Origin of the sequence: Microbispora sp. NPDC046933 (assembly GCF_040644635.1) — a bacterium.
Taxonomy (GTDB): domain Bacteria; phylum Actinomycetota; class Actinomycetes; order Streptosporangiales; family Streptosporangiaceae; genus Microbispora.
Genome location: NZ_JBEYWW010000030.1, coordinates 19,662 through 37,795 on the forward strand (window position 1 = coordinate 19,662; position 18,134 = coordinate 37,795).

16 protein-coding genes and 1 pseudogene are annotated in these 18,134 nt (G+C 73.1%); 4 read left to right on the top strand and 13 right to left on the bottom strand.

The window, feature by feature from the left end:
• Positions 1 to 1,358: pseudogene (locus tag ABZ857_RS32490) on the bottom strand (hypothetical protein); the annotation flags it as partial.
• A 283-nt stretch (positions 1,359 to 1,641) separates the two neighbouring features.
• Here ABZ857_RS32490 and ABZ857_RS32495 point away from each other — a divergent pair.
• The 4 genes from ABZ857_RS32495 to ABZ857_RS32510 are packed head-to-tail and all read left to right on the top strand — an operon-like array spanning position 1,642 to position 5,035.
• The gene (locus tag ABZ857_RS32495; RefSeq protein ID WP_357050660.1) at positions 1,642 to 2,745 is read left to right on the top strand and encodes an ATP-binding cassette domain-containing protein; all 1,104 of its coding nucleotides are present in this window, start codon (positions 1,642 to 1,644) and stop codon (positions 2,743 to 2,745) included.
• A complete protein-coding gene (locus tag ABZ857_RS32500) occupies positions 2,742 to 3,416 on the top strand; it encodes an ABC transporter permease (protein ID WP_357050663.1) in 675 nt (224 codons plus the stop codon). The genes ABZ857_RS32495 and ABZ857_RS32500 overlap by 4 nt, the downstream gene beginning before the upstream one ends.
• Entirely contained in the window at positions 3,413 to 4,075 is a 663-nt protein-coding gene (locus ABZ857_RS32505; protein WP_357050666.1) for an ABC transporter permease subunit, read from the top strand. The genes ABZ857_RS32500 and ABZ857_RS32505 overlap by 4 nt, the downstream gene beginning before the upstream one ends.
• A gap of 39 nt (positions 4,076 to 4,114) precedes the next feature.
• Positions 4,115 to 5,035, top strand: coding sequence for an ABC transporter substrate-binding protein (locus tag ABZ857_RS32510; protein WP_357050669.1), 921 nt, complete (start codon positions 4,115 to 4,117; stop codon positions 5,033 to 5,035).
• A gap of 41 nt (positions 5,036 to 5,076) precedes the next feature.
• On the opposite strand, the gene ABZ857_RS32515 is transcribed toward ABZ857_RS32510, so the two are convergent.
• The 12 genes from ABZ857_RS32515 to iolC form a co-directional block, all read right to left on the bottom strand.
• Entirely contained in the window at positions 5,077 to 6,210 is a 1,134-nt protein-coding gene (locus tag ABZ857_RS32515) for an SGNH/GDSL hydrolase family protein (RefSeq protein ID WP_357050672.1), read from the bottom strand.
• Positions 6,211 to 6,542: 332 nt separating this feature from the next.
• On the bottom strand, positions 6,543 to 7,316 hold the full coding sequence (locus ABZ857_RS32520; RefSeq protein ID WP_357050675.1) for a Cof-type HAD-IIB family hydrolase: 774 nt from the start codon (positions 7,314 to 7,316) through the stop codon (positions 6,543 to 6,545).
• A complete protein-coding gene (locus ABZ857_RS32525) occupies positions 7,313 to 8,152 on the bottom strand; it encodes an inositol monophosphatase family protein (RefSeq protein WP_357050678.1) in 840 nt (279 codons plus the stop codon). Before ABZ857_RS32525 ends, ABZ857_RS32520 begins: the two co-directional genes overlap by 4 nt.
• Complete coding sequence (locus ABZ857_RS32530; protein ID WP_357050681.1) at positions 8,143 to 8,907, bottom strand: HAD-IA family hydrolase; 765 nt, start codon at positions 8,905 to 8,907, stop codon at positions 8,143 to 8,145. Before ABZ857_RS32530 ends, ABZ857_RS32525 begins: the two co-directional genes overlap by 10 nt.
• Entirely contained in the window at positions 8,904 to 10,001 is a 1,098-nt protein-coding gene (locus tag ABZ857_RS32535) for an ABC transporter ATP-binding protein (RefSeq protein ID WP_357050684.1), read from the bottom strand. The genes ABZ857_RS32530 and ABZ857_RS32535 overlap by 4 nt, the downstream gene beginning before the upstream one ends.
• On the bottom strand, positions 10,002 to 11,828 hold the full coding sequence (locus tag ABZ857_RS32540) for an iron ABC transporter permease (RefSeq protein WP_357050687.1): 1,827 nt from the start codon (positions 11,826 to 11,828) through the stop codon (positions 10,002 to 10,004).
• Positions 11,829 to 11,958: 130 nt separating this feature from the next.
• Complete coding sequence (locus ABZ857_RS32545) at positions 11,959 to 12,618, bottom strand: DUF47 family protein (protein ID WP_357050690.1); 660 nt, start codon at positions 12,616 to 12,618, stop codon at positions 11,959 to 11,961.
• Positions 12,615 to 13,595, bottom strand: coding sequence for an inorganic phosphate transporter (locus ABZ857_RS32550; RefSeq protein WP_357050693.1), 981 nt, complete (start codon positions 13,593 to 13,595; stop codon positions 12,615 to 12,617). The genes ABZ857_RS32545 and ABZ857_RS32550 overlap by 4 nt, the downstream gene beginning before the upstream one ends.
• Positions 13,595 to 15,445 (bottom strand): 3D-(3,5/4)-trihydroxycyclohexane-1,2-dione acylhydrolase (decyclizing), encoded by a 1,851-nt coding sequence (gene iolD / locus ABZ857_RS32555; RefSeq protein WP_357050696.1) that lies wholly within the window; start codon positions 15,443 to 15,445, stop codon positions 13,595 to 13,597. The genes ABZ857_RS32550 and iolD overlap by 1 nt, the downstream gene beginning before the upstream one ends.
• Complete coding sequence (iolB, locus tag ABZ857_RS32560) at positions 15,442 to 16,254, bottom strand: 5-deoxy-glucuronate isomerase (protein ID WP_357050699.1); 813 nt, start codon at positions 16,252 to 16,254, stop codon at positions 15,442 to 15,444. Before iolB ends, iolD begins: the two co-directional genes overlap by 4 nt.
• Positions 16,251 to 17,126, bottom strand: a complete 876-nt coding sequence (locus ABZ857_RS32565; protein ID WP_357050867.1) for a deoxyribose-phosphate aldolase — start codon at positions 17,124 to 17,126, stop codon at positions 16,251 to 16,253. The genes iolB and ABZ857_RS32565 overlap by 4 nt, the downstream gene beginning before the upstream one ends.
• Positions 17,119 to 18,126, bottom strand: a complete 1,008-nt coding sequence (gene iolC / locus ABZ857_RS32570; protein WP_357050870.1) for a 5-dehydro-2-deoxygluconokinase — start codon at positions 18,124 to 18,126, stop codon at positions 17,119 to 17,121. The genes ABZ857_RS32565 and iolC overlap by 8 nt, the downstream gene beginning before the upstream one ends.
• Between the last annotated feature and the right edge of the window lie 8 nt (positions 18,127 to 18,134).

Here is an 18,134-nt window from a genome sequence, read left to right on the forward strand (position 1 = left end):
CGTAAGGGATCGAACGGTTCCGGCGGGCGGGGCGTGCTGGGCGTCCGGGAGGCGTCGAACGGTTCAGTGGGGCGGGGTGTGCCGGTGGCGCCGAAGGGATCGAACGGTTCCGGCGGGCGGGGCGTGCTGGGCGTCCGGGAGGCGTCGAACGGTTCAGTGGGGCGGGGTGTGCCGGTGGCGCCGAAGGGGTCGAACGGTTCCGCCGGGCGAGGCGCGATCGAGGTCCCGAAGGCGTCGAACGGGTCCGCGCGATGGGAGGCCTCGGAGGTGCCGAAGGCGTCGAACGGCTCGGGGGCGGTCTCCGCGACGCCCAGAGCAGGCGGCGCGGCAGGCGGTGTGGCAGGCGGTGTGGCAGGCGGTGTGGCGGGTGGCGTGGCAGGCGTGGTCTGCACGGGTTCCTGCACGGACGCCTGCGGCTCCACGGGTGCGGCCAGGGCCGCCGACCGCTCCATTGGTCCCTCCGCCGGCCGCTCCGCCGGTGCGGGCCGCCCGGTGCGCTTCCTGCGCAGACGGCCCTCGCCGAGCGAGTTGAGCAGCGCCCCGCGCAGCCGGGGCATGGGCTCGGTCGTCGCCTCGTGCTTGGCCTTGCGCCGGGAGCCCTGCGGCTGCCCGATGGCGTCGGTCTTGACCACGCACGTGTTGGTGACCTGGTCGGGGTCGCTCAGCGGCAGCGGCCAGGTCGGAGTGGTCGGCCACAGCCTCTTGGTGACCAGCCCGGATGAGTGTTCATGACCCGCGCTCCCCGGCTCCTCGTACGGCAGCGCCGCCAGCACCCGGTCGCGTACGGACGCGGCAGGCCGGCGCCAGGGCAGCCGGGCCAGCACGTCGCCGATGGGGGAGACGCCGATGGCGTCGTAGACCTCCGCGACGGAGGTGGGCACGAACGGCGCCGACCTCGCGGCGGTGACCGCCGTCTCCAGGGTCTGGGCGAAGCGGCGCGTCGCTCCCGCGATCAGCTCCTCGGCGGTGTCGGCCGCCACGTCGAGGACCAGCGACAGCTCGGGCGCCGTGAGGCCGCACACCTCCGACAGCAGCAGGACCTCCCGCTGGTGCGGCCGGATGTCCCGGAACACCCGCTCGATCAGGGCGGTGGCGGGGTCGGCGACGGAGTCGACGGCCGGCAGCGCGTAGCTGACGTCCCGGCGGTAGATCTCCCGGCGCGCCAGCGCGTACAGCGCGGCGCGCGAGGGCGGTTCGGCGGCCGGGGCGGTGGTGAAGACGGCCACCACGGCGTCGGCGGCCGACGCGGTCTCACCGAGCTGGTCGTGGCAGTACGCGAACAACCCCGCGGCGTGACGCTCGTAGAGCTCGGCGATCAGCTCGCTCCTGGAGCGCTGACCGGTGAGCGGTGGAGTCACGACCGGCTCCTCTGAGTTTCGTGGCTGGTCCTGTCGGAGGGACGCGGCGGTGGGACGGGAGAGGCGTGAGAGTAATCATGCCAACTCATCACCGCGCCACGCATCATGAGATGCCCTATTGATAGATATCTAGGCCCGGATATCGGGGGTTCCCACCGTAGGCTGGCCGCCGGGTGTTGTGTCCGGAACGGGTCGCGTTGGATATCCGGGAGGCTCACGGGGAAGAGCGAGGGGGCCTCCCGCTGTTGGCTTGATCGCACACTCTTTCGAAGGGCGAGATGGCGTGATCACGTTCGAAGACGTCACCAAGCGCTACCGGGACGGGACGGTGGCCGTGGACGAGCTCAGCATGGAGGTGCCCACGGGGGCGATCACCGTGTTCGTGGGCCCCTCCGGCTGTGGCAAGACCACGTCGCTGCGGATGATCAATCGCATGATCGACGCCACCTCCGGCCGCATCACCCTGGACGGTCAGGACGTGCGTGAGATCGACCCGCCCACGCTGCGGCGGGGCATCGGGTACGTGATCCAGCAGGCGGGCCTGTTCCCGCACCGCAAGATCGTGGACAACGTGGCGACCGTGCCGTACCTGCTGGGCTGGAGCAAGAAGAAGGCGCGCGCCCGCGCGATGGAGCTGCTGGAGCTGGTCGGGCTCGACCCGGGCCTGGCCCGTCGCTACCCCTTCCAGCTCTCGGGCGGGCAGCAGCAGCGCGTCGGCGTGGCCCGGGCGCTCGCGGCCGACCCTCCGGTGCTGCTCATGGACGAGCCGTTCAGCGCGGTCGACCCGATCGTGCGGGCCAGCCTCCAGGACGAGCTGCTGCGGCTGCAGTCGGAGCTGCGCAAGACGATCGTCTTCGTCACCCACGACATCGACGAGGCGGTCAAGCTCGGCGACACGGTGGCCGTCCTGCGCGTCGGCGGGCGGCTGGCCCAGATGGCCGGCCCGGCCACGCTGCTCACCGAGCCCGCCGACGACTTCGTCCGCGAGTTCCTCGGCCGCGACCGAGGCATCCGGCGGCTGTCGTTCATCTCGGCCAAGGAGGTGCGGCTGAGCCCGGCGCCGCCCGGCCTGGCGGTCGACGAGGACGGCAGGCCCCTCGGCTGGCGCACCGCGGACGGGCTCGCGGCGTACGGCACCTTCAACCCCGAGACCGACTCGCTGCGCGTGGCGCTCGACGCGGCGTTGCTGTCACCCAACGGCACGGCCGTCGCCGTGGACGAGGAGGGCCGCGTGCGCGGCGTGGCCGGCCGGGACGCGATCGACGAACTGCTCGCCGAGTACGCGCCGCCCGCCGCGGGCTCCGCACGGGGCGGCTCGGGCGGCTCGGGCGGCTCGAGCGGCGGCTTCTCCTCCGGCGTCGGCGACTCCGAGGGGGCGCCCGCGTGACCGAGGAGCCTCTGGTCCGCTGGGACTGGATCGCGCGCAACTGGGCCAACGGAGGCCCCACCGCGATCAGCGCCCTGCTGGGGAACCACGTCGTGATGGCCTTCCTGCCCGTGCTGTTCGGGCTGGTCGTGGCCCTGCCACTGGGCCTGGCCTGCGTACGCTGGCGCTGGCTGTACCAGCCGACGGCCGCGCTGATGAACGTCACCTACTCGCTGCCGTCCCTTGTGCTGTTCTCGATCTTCCTGTCGATCACCGGGCTCACCCGGTCGACCGTCGTCATCCCGTTGACGTTCTTCGCGCTCGCGGTCCTGATCCCCGCCGTGGTGGACGGCCTGGCCTCGGTGCCCGATCCCGTACGGCAGTCGGCGGTGGCGATGGGGTTCCGGCCCGCGCGCCGGCTGCTCCGGGTCGAGCTGCCGGTCGCGGCGCCGGTGGTCCTGGCCGGGCTGCGGGTCGCGACCGTTTCCAGCATCAGCCTGGTCAGCGTGGGCGCGCTGATCGGCCAGGGCGGGCTGGGCAACCTGTTCATCGACGGCTGGCAGCGGCAGTTCTACACGCCCATCGTGGTTGGGATCGTGCTCATCGTCCTGCTCGCCGTGCTCGCCGACGGGCTGCTCGTGCTCGCCCAGCGGCTGCTGACCCCCTGGTCCCGGGCGAGGAGGGCGGCGTGAACTGGTTTGCCGACTTCTTCGGCGACGCGGCGCACTGGTCCGGCCCCGACGGCATCCCGGTCCGGCTGGTGGAGCACCTGGAGTTCTCGGCGGCGGCCTTCCTCGTCGCGGCGCTGATCGGCGTGCCGCTCGGCATGCTCATCGGCCACACGGGCCGCGGCGCGCTGCTCGTCGTGGTCGCGGCGAACGCCGCCCGGGCGTTGCCGACGCTCGGCCTGCTCGTGCTCGTGGTGCTGCTGGCGGGCGTGGGGACCGTCCTGCCGGTGCTGATCCCGCTGATCGTGCTGGCGGTCCCGCCCATCCTCGTGAACACCTACGAGGGCGTGCGGGGGGTGGACGCCGACCTGCGCGACGCCGCGTACGGCATGGGCCTGCGCGGGCGTCAGGTGCTGTTCCAGACGCTGACCCCGGTCGCGCTGCCGCTGATCCTGCTGGGCCTGCGCCTCGCCGCCATCCAGGTGGTCTCGACCGCCACCGTCGCGGCGTTCGTCGGGCTGGGCGGGCTGGGCCGGTTCATCATCGACGGCCTGGCGACCAAGACCTATCCGAGCGTCATCGGAGGAGCGGTCCTGATCGCGGCCCTCGCCCTGGCCGTCCAGTTCGCCTTCGTCCTGCTCGACCGGGTGGCCGTCTCACCCGGTGTCCGCCAGGTCCGCTAATCTCGCTATTATCCCCCTAAAATGAAGGGATTTTTTGGTATGAGGCGTATCTTCGGCGTCGCGGCGGTCGCCCTGACCGCGGCGCTCACGTTATCGGCCTGCGGCGGCTCCGACCCGCTCTCCACGACCGCGTCGGCCGCCCCGTCGGCGTCGGGCTCGGGCGGCGCGGCCCCGGCCAAGGTCGTCGTCGGCTCCTTCAACTTCCCCGAGAGCGTCCTGCTCGCCTCGATGTACGCCCAGGCCCTCCAGGCGAAGGGGGTCACGGTCGAGGAGAAGCCCAACATCGGCAGCCGCGAGGTCGTCTACGACCAGATCAAGAGCGGCGGCCTGACCGTGCTGCCCGAGTACGCCGGGTCGCTGCTGGCGTTCGTCGACAAGTCGAGCACGGCCAAGACCAAGGACGAGATCCTCTCGGGCCTGAAGGCCAAGCTGCCCCCGGAGCTGGAGCTCCTGGAGCCGGCGGCGGCCGAGGACAACAACTCCCTCACGGTCACCAAGGCCACGGCCGACAAGTACAAGCTGACGACCATCGAGGACCTGGCCAAGGTGGCGAAGGACTTCGTGGTCGGCGGGCCGCCGGAGTTCAAGCAGCGCCAGGAGGAGAACTTCAAGAACGTCTACGGCCTGGAGTTCAAGCAGTGGAAGCCCACCGGGGACACCACCGCTGACGCGATCAAGAGCGGCACGGTCCAGGTGGGCAACGTGTTCACCACCGACCCCAAGATCGTGCTGAACGACCTCGTGCCGCTGCAGGACAACAAGAACGCCTTCGGCTCGGAGAACGTGACGCCTCTCGTCTACAAGGCCGGGGTGAACGACACCGTGACCTCCACGCTGAACGCGGTCTCCGCCAAGCTGGACACCCAGACGCTGGTCTCCCTGATGAAGCGGATCTCCGTCGACAAGGACGACCCGCCCGTGGTGGCCAAGGACTGGCTCACCCAGAACGGCCTGCTGTGACGTGAGCGGGGGCCCCGAGTTCTCCGGGGCCCCCGCTCCGCTCACCAGTTCAGCGGCAGCGTGGCGATGAAGTCGTCGAGCCGCTGGGAGATGATCCGGTGGTCGTGGGCCGAGGGGTGCCAGTCGCAGCCGCCGTAGTCCAGTTCGGAATTGTCGTAGTACCAGTAGCGGACCCGGTCGTCGCCCCGCTCGTTGCGCTCCTGGACGATCTGCCGCGCCGCGTCGGCGAACGCCGTGGTGTTGTACATGTAGGTGGCGCTGACCACGATGACCGCGCGCTTGCCGTACCGGTCCCGGAGCTTGTCGATGAAGCCGTGATAGGCGGTCTTGTAGGCGGCGACCAGGGTTTCCGGCGTCCACGGCTCGCCCGGGTTGATGGCGGTGGAGAAGTCGTTGAGGCCGAGGCCGATCACGACCAGTTGCGGGTGCCAGGTGCCCGGGTTCTTCCAGACGTCGCCGGGCACGCCGAGCAGGGCCCGGTCGTAGTAGGTGCGGTAGTCGGTGCCCGGCTCGCCGCCGTTGTAGTTGCGCACCATGCCGCGGCCGGAGAAGGCGTTGATCTGGTAGTCGGCGCCGAGGCGGCGCGCGGTGAGGGCGCCGAAACTGAGGTCGGTGTTGGTGTTCCTGTCGATCTGGCCCGGGGCGGGGCAGTCGCGGGTGCCGGACATGTTGCCGTAGCCGGCGGTGAAGGAGTCGCCGATGAACTCGATCTGCCGGTGGCGGTCGGCCGGAGGGGGAAGGACGGCGCCGCCGGGGACGGCGACGAACCCGCCGAACTCACCCGTGGACCACGCGCTCTCGGTGCGCTTGACGAGCCGCACGCTGTGCACGCCGCGGCTCAGGTTCCCGGCCCAGTAGGTGGTGCGGCCGGGGGTCACCAGCGTGGCGACGGTGGCGCCGTCGATCTGGACGTCGTAGTCGTTCACCGCGTCGTCGATCACGATCCCGACGCCGGTGCCGCGGAAACGGCCCTCGAAGTAGACCCCGGGCCAGCTGTAGCGCACAGAGTTCCCCACGACCTCGACCCGGCCGGCGGTGTGCGCCGTGGCCGGCGCGGCCGGCGCGGGCTTGCGTACCGCCGTCGTCTCGGACGAGGTGGTGGCGTGGGCGGCCGCGGGCAGCAGCGCGGCGGTCACCGCCAGCACGGCCTGCGCCGCCTTCAGTGTGTGTCGCACGGTCTCTCCTTCTCCCGCCGATGGCGCCGCGGGCCCCACACCCGGCCGGGCCTCGTGCGGGGGCGCTGAACGTTTCATGGACGCGGGGTGTGGCGACGGGTGCCGAGGGCGGCCGCGGCGCGGCGGCACGACGGGCCGCCGGGCCGCGGATCTTCGGCCGAGGCGCGGATGACGTGGGGGTCAACGCCCACCCTTCGCGTCGGATCGGACGAGGCCGCCGACGAGACCGGAAAGGCTCCCGGGCCGGCGCCGAGTGCAGAGTGATCGCCCTCACCCCGATCGTCAAGACCGCGCCCTGCCGGCCCACCGGCTCGCTGCCCCGTGTGCCTCGCTCAGCTGGAGAGGGCGAGCTCGACGACGTCGGCGACGGCGCCGTCGGCGCAGGCGCCGACCACGACGTCCGCAGCGGCCCGGACGTCCGGGTGGCCGTCGCCGACCGCGACCCCGAGCCCGGCCGTCGCGATCATGTCGATGTCGTTGGGGTTGTCCCCGACCGCGGCGATCTGCTCCAGCGGCACGCCGTGGGACGCCGCCAGAGCGCGGAGCGCGGTGCCCTTGGTCGCGCCCTCGGGCAGCACCTCCAGGTAGGTGGCCTCGGACCGGACCGTCACGGTGCCGGGAATCGCCAGCTCGGGGAGTGGGTCGCCGATCAGCATGCACTTGGTGATCTCACCGGGCGGCAGGTCCGACCAGTCGCCCGGATCCCGCAGGACGATGCCGTCGCGCCGGGCGTAGTCCCGCAGTTCGGGCACGTCGTGCACGGCCAGCGCCTCGCCGCCGCAGAACGCCACCGGATAGACGCCCTCGGGAAGGTCGCCGAACATCGCCAGCAGCGTCCGCCACGCGCCCGGCGGCAGGTGACGGGAGCGCAGCACCGCTCCCGTGCCGAGGTCCACCGTACGGGCGCCGTTGTAGAGGATCGCCGCCCCGTCGAGCCCGAGCTCCTCGTAGAACGGGCGGGCCGACAGCTCCATCCGCCCGGTCGCGATGACGACCTCCCCGCCCGCGGCACGGAAGCGGCGCAGCGCGTCCCTGCTGGCGGGCACCATGGCGAGGTCGCGCCCCACGAGCGTGCCGTCCAGGTCGGTCACGATCCAGCGGATCACGAGGCGCCCCGCCCCGAGGCCGCCCCGGCCGCGACCGCCGCCGAGATGTCCGGGAAGACCTCGGCCATCACCGACCCGGCGAGGTCGAACCCGCCGACGCAGGCGACGTAGCCTCCGGGGGTGAAGACGCTGCCGGACAGCGGGACGAACACCCCGCCCGCCTGCTCGACCAGGAGCGACCCGGCCGCGATGTCCCAGGCGTTGACGTTCGTGCCGTGCGCGACGTCGGACCAGCCCGCGGCGACGTGCGCGAGCTTCAGCGCCGCGCTCCCCGGCCGGCGGGTGGTGGCGAAGGCGTGCTGCATCCGGGCGAACCGGTGCAGCGCGTCGTCGCCTTCGGCCGTGAGGTCGCGGGGGGTGGGGTAGCTCGACAGCAGCACCGCCTCCCGGTCGGTGCGTGCGCCCGAGCTGCGCAGCGGCGCGCCGTTGCAGAAGGCCCCGCCGAGCGAGGCGGTGAACTCGTCGTCGCGCACAGGGTCGTAGACGACGCCCGCCACCACCTCGTCGTCCACGGCCGCCGCGATCGAGGTGCAGAAGAACGGCAGCCCGGCCGCGAAGTTCGCGGTGCCGTCGATGGGGTCGACGTACCAGCGGATCTCGCCCTCGCCGCGTACGCCGCCCTCCTCGCCGACCACGACGCTGCCGGGGCACAGGCGGTCGATGACCTCCCGGATGCGCGCCTCGGCGGCCTTGTCGTGCTCGGTCACCGGGTCGTGGAAGTCGCGCTTGGTGGTGATCTCGGGTTTGGAGCGGAAGGCGTGACGGAGCAGGTCGCCGACCGATCGGGCCGCCCTGACCGCGATGGCGGCCAGCTCACGTGAGGTGTTCAGGTCCATGTGTCCTCCAGAAGGGTCAGCAGGCCGCGCGGGTCCTCCACGGTCGCCTGGGGGCTCTGGCGCACCCGGTAGGGGATCTTGTCGGTGCTGCCGGAGACCATCAGGACGGTCGCCCCGACTCCGGCGCGGGCGCCGCACACCACGTCACGGTCGTAGTTGTCGCCGACGTACCAGACCTGGGCGGGGTCGGCGCCGAGGGCCCGGCAGGCGATCCAGATCATCTCGGGGTTGGGCTTGCGCACGCCGACCTCGTCGCTGTAGACCTGCACGGCCACCTGGCGGTCGAGCCCGGCCGTCGTCATGAAGTCGCGGTGGACGGCGCCGCACAGCGCGTTGCTGACGACCGCGGGAGTGACGCCGTTGGCCCAGCAGGCCTCCAGCAGCTCCTCCATCCCCGGCCGGAGCTTGCGCCCGCTGCGCAGCTCGCCCATCCGCCGGCAGAGCGGGGTCGCCTCGGCGGTCACCAGGGCGCGGGCCTGCTCGGGCCAGTCGCCCCCGACGTAGTCGGCCCAGAACTCCCGGTGCGTCATCTCCTCCGGTGCGAAGCGGCGGGAGGTCGAGTCCTTCCAGTACTTGTCGGCGCGCGCGCCCGCCCGGATGTCGGCCTCGACCTCCTCCGCGGTGAGGCCGTCGAATCCCGCCCGGCGCAGGAGTCCGTGCACCTCGGCGGCGAGCTCGGCCGCCCAGGACGGGCGGCGGGTGGTCTCCACGATCACGCCGCCGAAGTCCAGCAGCAACGCCACGGGCCTGATCACGCCACCGCCCCCATTCCGTCCCAGGCGGCCAGCCGCGCGCCGTCCGCGCCGAACAGGTGCATCCGCTCGGTCCAGCAGGTCACCACGTCGCCGGGGGCCGCCTCGACCGGGGTGTAGGACACCGCGTACAGCTCGGTGTCGAGCACGCGCAGCCGTACGGTCCAGGAGGATCCGGCGGGCAGCACGGCCTCGACGACGGCCTCCTCGCACCAGGTGGCGCCGGGCGGCGGTCCGAGGCGCAGCGCCTCGGGCCGGATGCCGACGGCCGCCGGCGAGCACTCCCTCACCCGGGACTCGGCGAAGCGCAGCAGCGACCCGGCCAGGCCGGAGGGGGACGGCCCGACGTCGACGATCGCCATCGGCGGGCTGCCGACGAACTCGGCGACGAAGCGGTTGGCGGGCCGGTCGTACATGTCCATCGGCGCGGCCACCTGCTGCAGCTCGCCCTCGTTCATCACCGCGACGTCGGTGGCCATGGTGAGGGCCTCCAGCTGGTCGTGGGTGACGAAGACGATCGTCGCGCCCGACTCCTCGTGGATGCGCTTGAGCTCGGCGCGCATCTCCAGGCGCAGCCGGGCGTCGAGGTTCGACAGCGGCTCGTCGAGCAGCAGCACGGAGGGATTGACGGCGAGCATGCGGGCGAGCGCGACGCGCTGCTGCTGCCCGCCGGACAGCTGGGAGGGGTAGCGGTCCATGGCGGCGTCGACGTGCACCATCTTCAGCGCGGCCTCGGCCCTGGCCCTGCGGTCGGGGGCCGGCACCTTGCGCATGCGCAGGCCGAACTCCACGTTGTCGCGCACGGACAGGTGGGGCCACAGCGCGTAGTTCTGGAAGACCAGGCCCATGCCGCGCTTCTCCGGCGGGACGTACAGGCCGCGCTCGACGGAGTCGAGCACCCGGTCGCCGACCGCGATGGTGCCGGCCGTGGGCTGCTCCAGCCCGGCGATCATGCGCAGGGTCGTGGTCTTGCCGCAGCCGGAGGGCCCGAGCAGGCACATGAACGCCCCGTCGGGGACGGTGAGGTCGAGGTTCTTCACGGCGTGCTCACCGCCGCCGTAGCTCTTGGCGACTCCGGTCAACGTGATGGCTGGCATCTATCCTCCTAGCCCGGACGCCAGGCTGCTCTTGGTCAGCCGCTGGGTCAGGTACGTCATGGTGAAGGAGACCAACGCGATGACGAGGACGACCGCGTTGGCGAGCTGGGTGTATCCGTAGTCCACGAGGCCGATCGACAGCGTCGTGAGCAGTTCCGTGCCGGTCGTGGTCAGCATGACCACGATGCTGAGCTCCTTGAGCCCGGAGATGAACGGCAGCACGATCCCGGTGACGAGCGCGCCCTTCTGGATCGGGAAGATGATCCGCCGCATCCGCTGGAACCAGGGGGCGCCGGCGATCTGCGCCGCCTCCTCCGGCTCGCGGCCGAGCTGGGTCATCGCCGCGATGCCCGAGCGCGAGCTGTACGGCAGGTGGGTCACCGCCATCACCAGGATCAGCAGGAACGTCGTGCCGTACAGCGCGGGGATCGGGCCGCGGGCCACGGCGAACAGCGACAGCGACGCGGCGGCGAACGCGATGCCGGGGACGAGGTAGGGCAGGAAGGAGACCTGGCGGAGGAAGAAGGCGACGCGCGGGGCCGTCCCGCGCACCACGACGTATCCCACCAGCAGCCCGGCGACCGCGCAGATCACCGAGGCCAGGCCGACGATGCGCAGGGAGTTCCACGCCGCCGCCCACAGCTCGGAGCCGCGGAAGACGCCGTGCGGGAACCCGACCGCCCCGGGCAGCCGCTCGGCGAACCAGTAGTCGAGGGTGAAGGTCGACAGGTCCAGCGGCGTACGGGTGACCGTGGACAGCAGCAGGGTGAACACCGGGACCAGCACGCTCACCCCGAAGACCACCAGGCCGAGCGCGAACGCCGGCCAGCGCAGGCGGCGCAGGTCGCTCAGCCGGTCCATGCCGCCCTTGCCGCCGACGGTGACGAACCGGCGGTGCTCGCGGGTCATCCGGGTGTCGGCGAGCACGATCAGCACCCCGACGATCACGATGACCGTGGCGAGCACCGAGGCCACGCCCGTGCTGCGGTCGCGGATCGACTGGAACAGCCCCGTCGACAGCACCCGGAAGTCGGCGGGCAGCCCCAGCACGTACGGCGTGCCGAACGTGCCGAGCACCCGGCCGACCACCAGCAGCACGGCCGACGACAGCGCGGGGAGCATCAGCGGGATCACGATGCGGCGCACGACCGTGCGCTGCGGCGCGCCGAGGATGCGCGCCGAGTCCACGAGCTGCGCGTCGATGCGCCGCAGCGCGTTCCCGACCAGGAGCAGCACGAACGGGTAGTAGTGCAGCCCGAGGGTGACGATGATCGGCAGCGCGCCGTACGCCAGCCAGTCGGGCGTGCGCACGCCCTGCGCCTGGAGGAACCCGACCTGACCGCCGGCGCGCTCGTTCTTGAACAGCGTGAGCCACGCCAGGGAGAAGGTCCACGACGGGAGCATGTACGGGATCACCAGCGCGCCCGCCAGCCACTTGCGCCCCGGCACGTTGGTGCGGGTCACCAGCCACGCCATGCCGCCGCCGAGGGCCAGGGCGAACAGCACCGTGCCCAGCGCGACCACCAGCGTGTTGAGCAGCGGCTGCCAGAACAGCAGCCCGCTGATCTGGGAGCGGAAGACCCGCCAGAGGTAGTAGCCGGTCCACTCGCCGACGGCCTGCCCGGCGTGCACGTCGTCGCCGTACTGCAGGCGGAAGGCGTCGGACAGCACGGCGACCAGCGGCGCCACGACGAGGTAGCCGAGCAGGACGACGAGGATCAGCCCGAGCGCGGCGGTCGGGTCGTGGCGCAGGACGCGCAGCCGATACAGCAGCCTGCGCGACGTGGGTGGTCGGGGCGGCGTCTCCGCCTTGGTCACAACAGCCATGGGGGGTACTTCCTTCGAGGTCGGGGACCGCCGGGGTGCGGGGCCCCGCTTTCTGCGTTGCCGTTCGGAAGGGGCGGGGGTCGGGCCGCCGGGTTTCCGGGCGCGGAGCCGGGGCCGGGGGCGTGGGGGCTCAGTGGCTGCGTTTGAGCATGGCGTCGGCGAGCGCGTCGGCGGCCTCGCCGAGCCGCCGGCCCACCGCGTCGAGGCGGGCCAGCAGCTCGCGCTCGCGCAGCGTCTCCATCCGCAGCGGGCCGCTGAACAGCTCGGCGAGCCGGGCCTGGCACAGCTGCCGCAGGCGGTTGCAGCACTTGCGGGTGGCGAGGACGGCGACGGTCACCGAGCCGGGGTCGTCGAGCATCTTCAGCACGGCGCCGTCCAGCTCGGTCAGGCCGTCGATGACCGCCTGCAGCGGCTCGACCGCGAAGCCGAGGTCCTCCGGCCCGAACAGGTCGGTCTCGCGTACGTAGTCGCGCAGGTGGTCGAGGACGTCGTCGATGGACCGGGAGAGCCGGAACAGGTCCTCCCTGTCGATGGGGGTGGCGAGCACCCGGCGCAGGGTCTCCACGAGCTCGGCCCGCGCCGCGTCCCCCTCGTGCTCCACCTCGGCCATCCGGGCCCGCGCGGCCGGCCGGTCCATCGCGCCGGTGGCGGTGGCGCGGGCGAGCTCCGCTCCGTCCCGCGCGACCGCGATCTGCCCGCGGACCAGGCCGACCACCCGCCGTGCCGACCGCCCCCGCAGGTCGTCCCAGGCCCGCGCGAACCGGCGGGCGCGCCCGCGCGCCCCGGTCACAGCAGCCTGAGGGCCAGCCCCGCGAGGCAGCCCAGCGCCAGCGACGACGGCAGCGTGACCAGCCACGCCGTTCCCATGTTCACCACTGCCTGCCATCGCACCCTCCGTGCTCCTTCGCTCGCCGCCACGCCGACCACGCCGGCCGTGATGGACTGGGTCATGCTCACCGGGCTGCCGAGAGCCGAACTGCCGAGCACGGCGCCGGTGGCCGCCGTCTCCGCCGAGACGACGTGCAGCGGCCGGGTGATGACCAGGCCGCGGCCGAGCCGGGCGCCGACCCGGGGGAGACCCGCCAGCGCCCCGGCGAGGAAGAGCGCCGCGAGGACGGCCATCCACACCGGCGGGACGTCGACCGGGCCCACCCCGCCGAGCCCTCCCCGGCCCACGCCGATCGCCACGCTCGCGACCGCGATCATCTTCTGGCCGTCGTTCAGCGCGTACGCCAGGCACTGGGCCGCGTACGCCAGCAGGTGGGCGGCGCCCACGAGCCGGGGCATCCGCTGGTAGGACGGCACCCGGCGGGACGCCGTCCCGAGCAGGTAGCCGAGGGCCAGCCCGGCCAGGGGCGCCCCGGCCCCGACCGCGAGGACGGTGGCCACCCCCCGCCACGACACGGGCAGCCCCGCGCCGAGCCCGGCGCCGGTGATGCCGCCGATCACGGCGAGCGTGAGGCTCGTGGGCAGGCCGCGGCCGGTCAGGATCGCGACCACGGCCACGGCGACCACCACTCCGGTGAGGAAGGCCGCCGCCCCCTGCCCGGTGTCCAGCCCCGCCAGCCGTTCGGTGAACGTCCGCGCGACCGAGACGCCCAGCACGTACGGCCCGGCGAACAGGGTCCCGGTGAGCAGGGCGGCGGCCGTCCAGCCCGGTGAGCGGGGGAAACGCAGCCCGAGCCCGATCAGGGTCGCCCCGTCGTTGGCCCCGCTGATCACCGTGAAGAGCACCGCCGCCGCGGCGAACGCGAGCGTCCACCCCATCAGAGGTAGGGCCGCTGGTCACGCTTGGCCTCGTCGTAGTGCTCCCGCGCGGCGCGCGCCTCGGCGAGCCCGGACACCTCGGCCACCGGCACGTCCCACCACGCCTCGGCGCCCGGCGCGGGACCGGGGACCGTCTCGACGTAGACCACGGTCGTGCGGGGAGACGCGACGGCCTTGGCGAGCGCGGCCCGCAGGGTCTGCGGATCGGCCGCCGTCAGCACGTCGGCGCCGAGGCTGGCCGCGTTGGCGGCCAGGTCCACCGGCAGCCGCTCCCCGTCGAGCCGCCCGTCCGGGCCGCGTGTGCGGTAGGCGGTGCCGAGCCGGAGCGCGCCGACCGACTCGCTCAGCGCGCCGATCGAGGCGAAGCCCTGGTTGTCCACCAGCACGATGACGAGCTTGACGCCCTCCTGCACGGCGGTGGCGATCTCCTGGGCCATCATCAGGTAGGACCCGTCGCCGACGAGCACGAACACCTCGCGCTCCGGGGCGGCGAGCTTCACCCCCAGGCCCCCGGCGATCTCGTAGCCCATGCAGGAGTAGCCGTACTCGACGTGGTACTGCCCGGGGTCGGAGGCGCGCCAGAGCCGGTGCAGGTCGCCCGGCATCGACCCGGCCGCGTTGACCACCACCCCGCCCGCCGCGACCTCGTTGAGGACACCGAGCACGACCGGCTGGGTCAGCTCGGTCCCGCCGTAGAACCGGTCGGTCTCGGCCTGCCACGCGGCGGCCAGCTCGGCCGCCCGGCTCGTCCAGCCGGGGTCGGCCCGCCAGTCCACGTCGTCGAGTGCCTTCAGCGCCTCGCGGGCGTCGGCGACGAGCGTCTCGGCCGCGTGCTTGGCCGCGTCGAACGCCGTCACGTTGACGTTGAGGAACCTGGCCTGCCGGAACAGCGTCCGCGAGGCGGTGGTGAAGTCGCTGTAGCGGGTGCCGATCCCGATGACCAGGTCGGCCTCGCGGGCCAGGGTGTCGGCGGCGCGGGTCCCGGTGTGCCCGATCGCGCCCACCGCGCACGGATGGTCGTACGGCACCGCGCCCTTGCCGGCCTGGGTCTCGGCCACCGGCACGCCGTGGCGTTCCGCGAAGCGGGCCAGCTCGGCGCAGGCGCCGCTGTACTTGACCCCGCCCCCGGCGACGATCAGTGGGCGGCGCGAGCCGCGCAGCAGCTCGGCGGCCCTGGCCAGGGCGGCGGGCTCGGGGACCGGCCGGGCCACGTGCCAGACCCTGCGGGCGAACAGCTCGTCGGGCCAGTCGTACGCCTCGGCCTGCACGTCCTGCGGCAGCGCCAGCGTCACCGCGCCGGTCTCGGCGGGGTCGGTGAGCACCCGCATGGCCCCCAGCAGCGCCGCCGGGAGCTGCTCGGGCCGGTTGACCCGGTCCCAGAAGCGGCTGACCGGCCTGAGGCAGTCGTTGACGCTGACGTCGTACGACCGGGGGTCCTCCAGTTCCTGCAGCACCGGCGAGGCGACCCGGGTGGCGAACAGGTCGCCGGGCAGCAGCAGCACCGGCAGCCGGTTGATCGTGGCCAGCGCGGCCCCGGTGACCATGTTGGTCGCGCCCGGCCCGATGGAGCTGGTGCAGGCGAGCGTGGACAGCCGGTCGGACTGCCGGGCGTAGCCGACGGCGGTGTGCACCATCGCCTGCTCGTTGCGGGCCAGGTAGTAGGGCAGCGGGTCGTGGGTGCCCGCGCCCTGCTCGGCCAGGGCCTGGCCGATGCCCGCGACGTTGCCGTGCCCGAAGATGCCTGCGCACCCGGCGATGAGCCGGTGCTCCACGCCGTCGCGCTCGGTCCACTGCTGCGCGAGGAACCGCACCAGCGCCTGCGCCACCGTGAGCCTCGTCGTCGTGCTCATGACACACCTCCGAGCCGGGGATCGACGGGCTGATCGGCCCACGAGTCGCGGATCCACGCGTGCCTCGGATCGTCGGAGAAGGCCATGGACCGCTTGTCCGCCGGGCCGGCCAGGACGTTCAGGTAGTAGAGGTCGTAGCCGGGCGCGGCCATCGACGGGCCGTGGTAGCCGTTGGGGACGAGCACGACGTCGCCCGCCGACACCTCGGCCAGCGTCTCGTGGGTGCCGTACACCCGCTGGTAGCCGGGGCCGCCCTCGAAGTAGTAGATCTCCTCGAGCACCGCCTCGTGCTCGGACGGAGTGTCGTGCTTGTGGGGGGGATAGGACGACCAGTTGCCGCCCGGCGTGATCACCTCGACCGCCACCAGCTTGTCGCAGTCGAACGCCTCGGGGGAGCAGAAGTTGTTGACCTGCCGGGTCGCCTGCCCCGCGCCCCTGATCTCCACGGGCACGGCGTCGGCCGGGCCGTACCTGATGGGGAAGCGGCGGGTGGCCCGGGCGGCCGGGAGCGCGATCCTGCCCCTGCCGGTGATCGTGATCCGGGCGTCGATCGGCAGGTACGCGAAGTCGGTCGGCCCGGAGAACACCGAGGGACGGCCGGTCAGCGACAGCCGCAGGCCGTCGGCGACGACGTCGCACGAGCCCGCCAGCGGCAGGACGAGCATCTCCTCCTCGCCGGTGGACAGCTCCACCGGCCGGTCCGCCAGGTCGACGACCCGCAGCCCGGCGTACGTCCAGCCCGCGGCCTCGGGGGTGATCTCGACGTCCCAGGGGCCGGAGGCGGCCGTGCCGTGGGGAATGTGGGTCATGTGGTCTCCAGCAGGGTGACCGCGGCGTCCACGGCCGCCGCGACGTCGTCGTCCGGTGGGTAGAGCAGCGCCCGCCCCGCGACCAGGCCGCGCACACCCGGCAGGCGCAGGGCCTTGCTCCAGGAGTCCCATATCTCGTCGGAACCGGGCTCGCCGCCGAGCAGCAGGACGGGCAGCGTCGTGGCCTCCAGGACGCGTTCCATGTCCTCGGTCACCGGGAGCTTGAGCCAGGTGTGGGCGGAGGTCGCCCCCAGTCCCTGGCCGACGCTGATGGCGCGGATCATCGCCTCGGGCGACAGGTCGTGCCGCACCACGCCCCCGACGCGATGGGACCAGAACGGCTCGATCATCGCCATCAGGCCGTGCCGCGCGAGCTGGGTGACGGCCTGCCCGCAGCTCGCCAGCGTGGCGACGGTCGCGTGGTCCTCCAGCCCGATCCGGCACAGCATCTTGCCGCCGTCGAAGCCCATCGCCGCGAGCGAGTCGGCGTCGTAGGCGGTGAAGCGGTCGTCGAACTCGAACGCCGCGCCCTGGACGCCGCCCCGGTTCATCGAGCCGATCACGATCTTGTCGTCGAGGGCGCCGAGCAGCAGCAGGTCCTCCACGATGTCGGGAGTGGCGAGCAGCCCGTCGACGCCTGGCCGGGCCAGGGCGGTCGTCAGCCGGTCGAGCAGGCTGATGCGGCTCTCCATCGCCATCGGGCGTCCGGCCACGCCGAGCGCGCCCCGGGCCGGATGGTCGGCCGCGATGATCAGCAGTCGGCCGCGCCCGCTCAGCAGCGGACGGCGCCTGCGGACCGCGGCCGCCTGGGCCACCCGCTCCGGGTGCCAGGCCCGGTCGTCCAGCAGGCGGCGGTAGTCCTCCTCACGCATGCCCGGCGTCCCCCCTTCCTGCTTGTCCATGAGGGGCGTCCCCCTGGATGACGTTCCCCGGGTCCGGGGGCAACCCCCGTGCGGAACCCCGTGTCACGACGGTCTCGATCTCGTCGAGGGTCGGCATCGCCGGAGCGCAGGCCAGCCGGCCGGCGACGATCGCGCCCGCGGCGTTGGCGAACCGCAGCGTCCGCTCCAGCGGCCAGCCCGCGAGCAGCGCGTGGCACAGCGCTCCGCCGAAGGCGTCCCCGGCGCCCAGCCCGTTGACGACCTCGACGTCGACGGGCGGCACCTCCACCGCCTCGCCGGCCGTCATGCCCAGCACCCCGGCCGATCCCCGCTTGACGATCGCGAGTTCGACCCCGGCGTCGAGCAGGGCCCGGCCGGCCTCCCAGGGGTCGCGCAGGCCGGTGGCCACCTCGGCCTCGTCGAGGTTGCCGACCGCGACCGTCACGTGTTCGAGCGCCTCGCGCACGTGCCGGCGGGCCGTACGCGGGTCGGGCCAGAACATCGGCCGGTAGTCGAGGTCGAGCACGGTGTGCGGGGCGCGTCCCCGCGCCTTCAGCGCCGTCAGGTGCGCGCCGCGTGACGGCTCGTCCGACAGGCCGGTCACGGTCGTCCACAGCAGCGCCGCGCCGGTGACGGCGGCCAGGTCGAGCTCGGCGGGGAGGATCTCCAGGTCGGGCGCCTTGGGCCAGCGGTAGAAGAACAGCGGGAAGTCCTCGGGCGGCCGGATCTCGCAGAACGTCACCGGGGTCGGCAGGCCGGGCACCGCGGTGACGTAGCGGTCGTCCACGCCGTACTCGCGCAGCGCGTCGTGCACGAACCGCCCGAACGGGTCCGCGCCGGTCCGGGTGATCACGGCGGTGCGGCGGCCCAGACGGGCGGCGGCCACGGCCACGTTGGTCGGGCTGCCGCCCAGGTATTTGCCGAAGGCCGTCACCTGCCGCAGGGAGACCCCGACCTCCAGCGGGTAGAGGTCCACCCCGACCCGTCCCATGGTCAGCA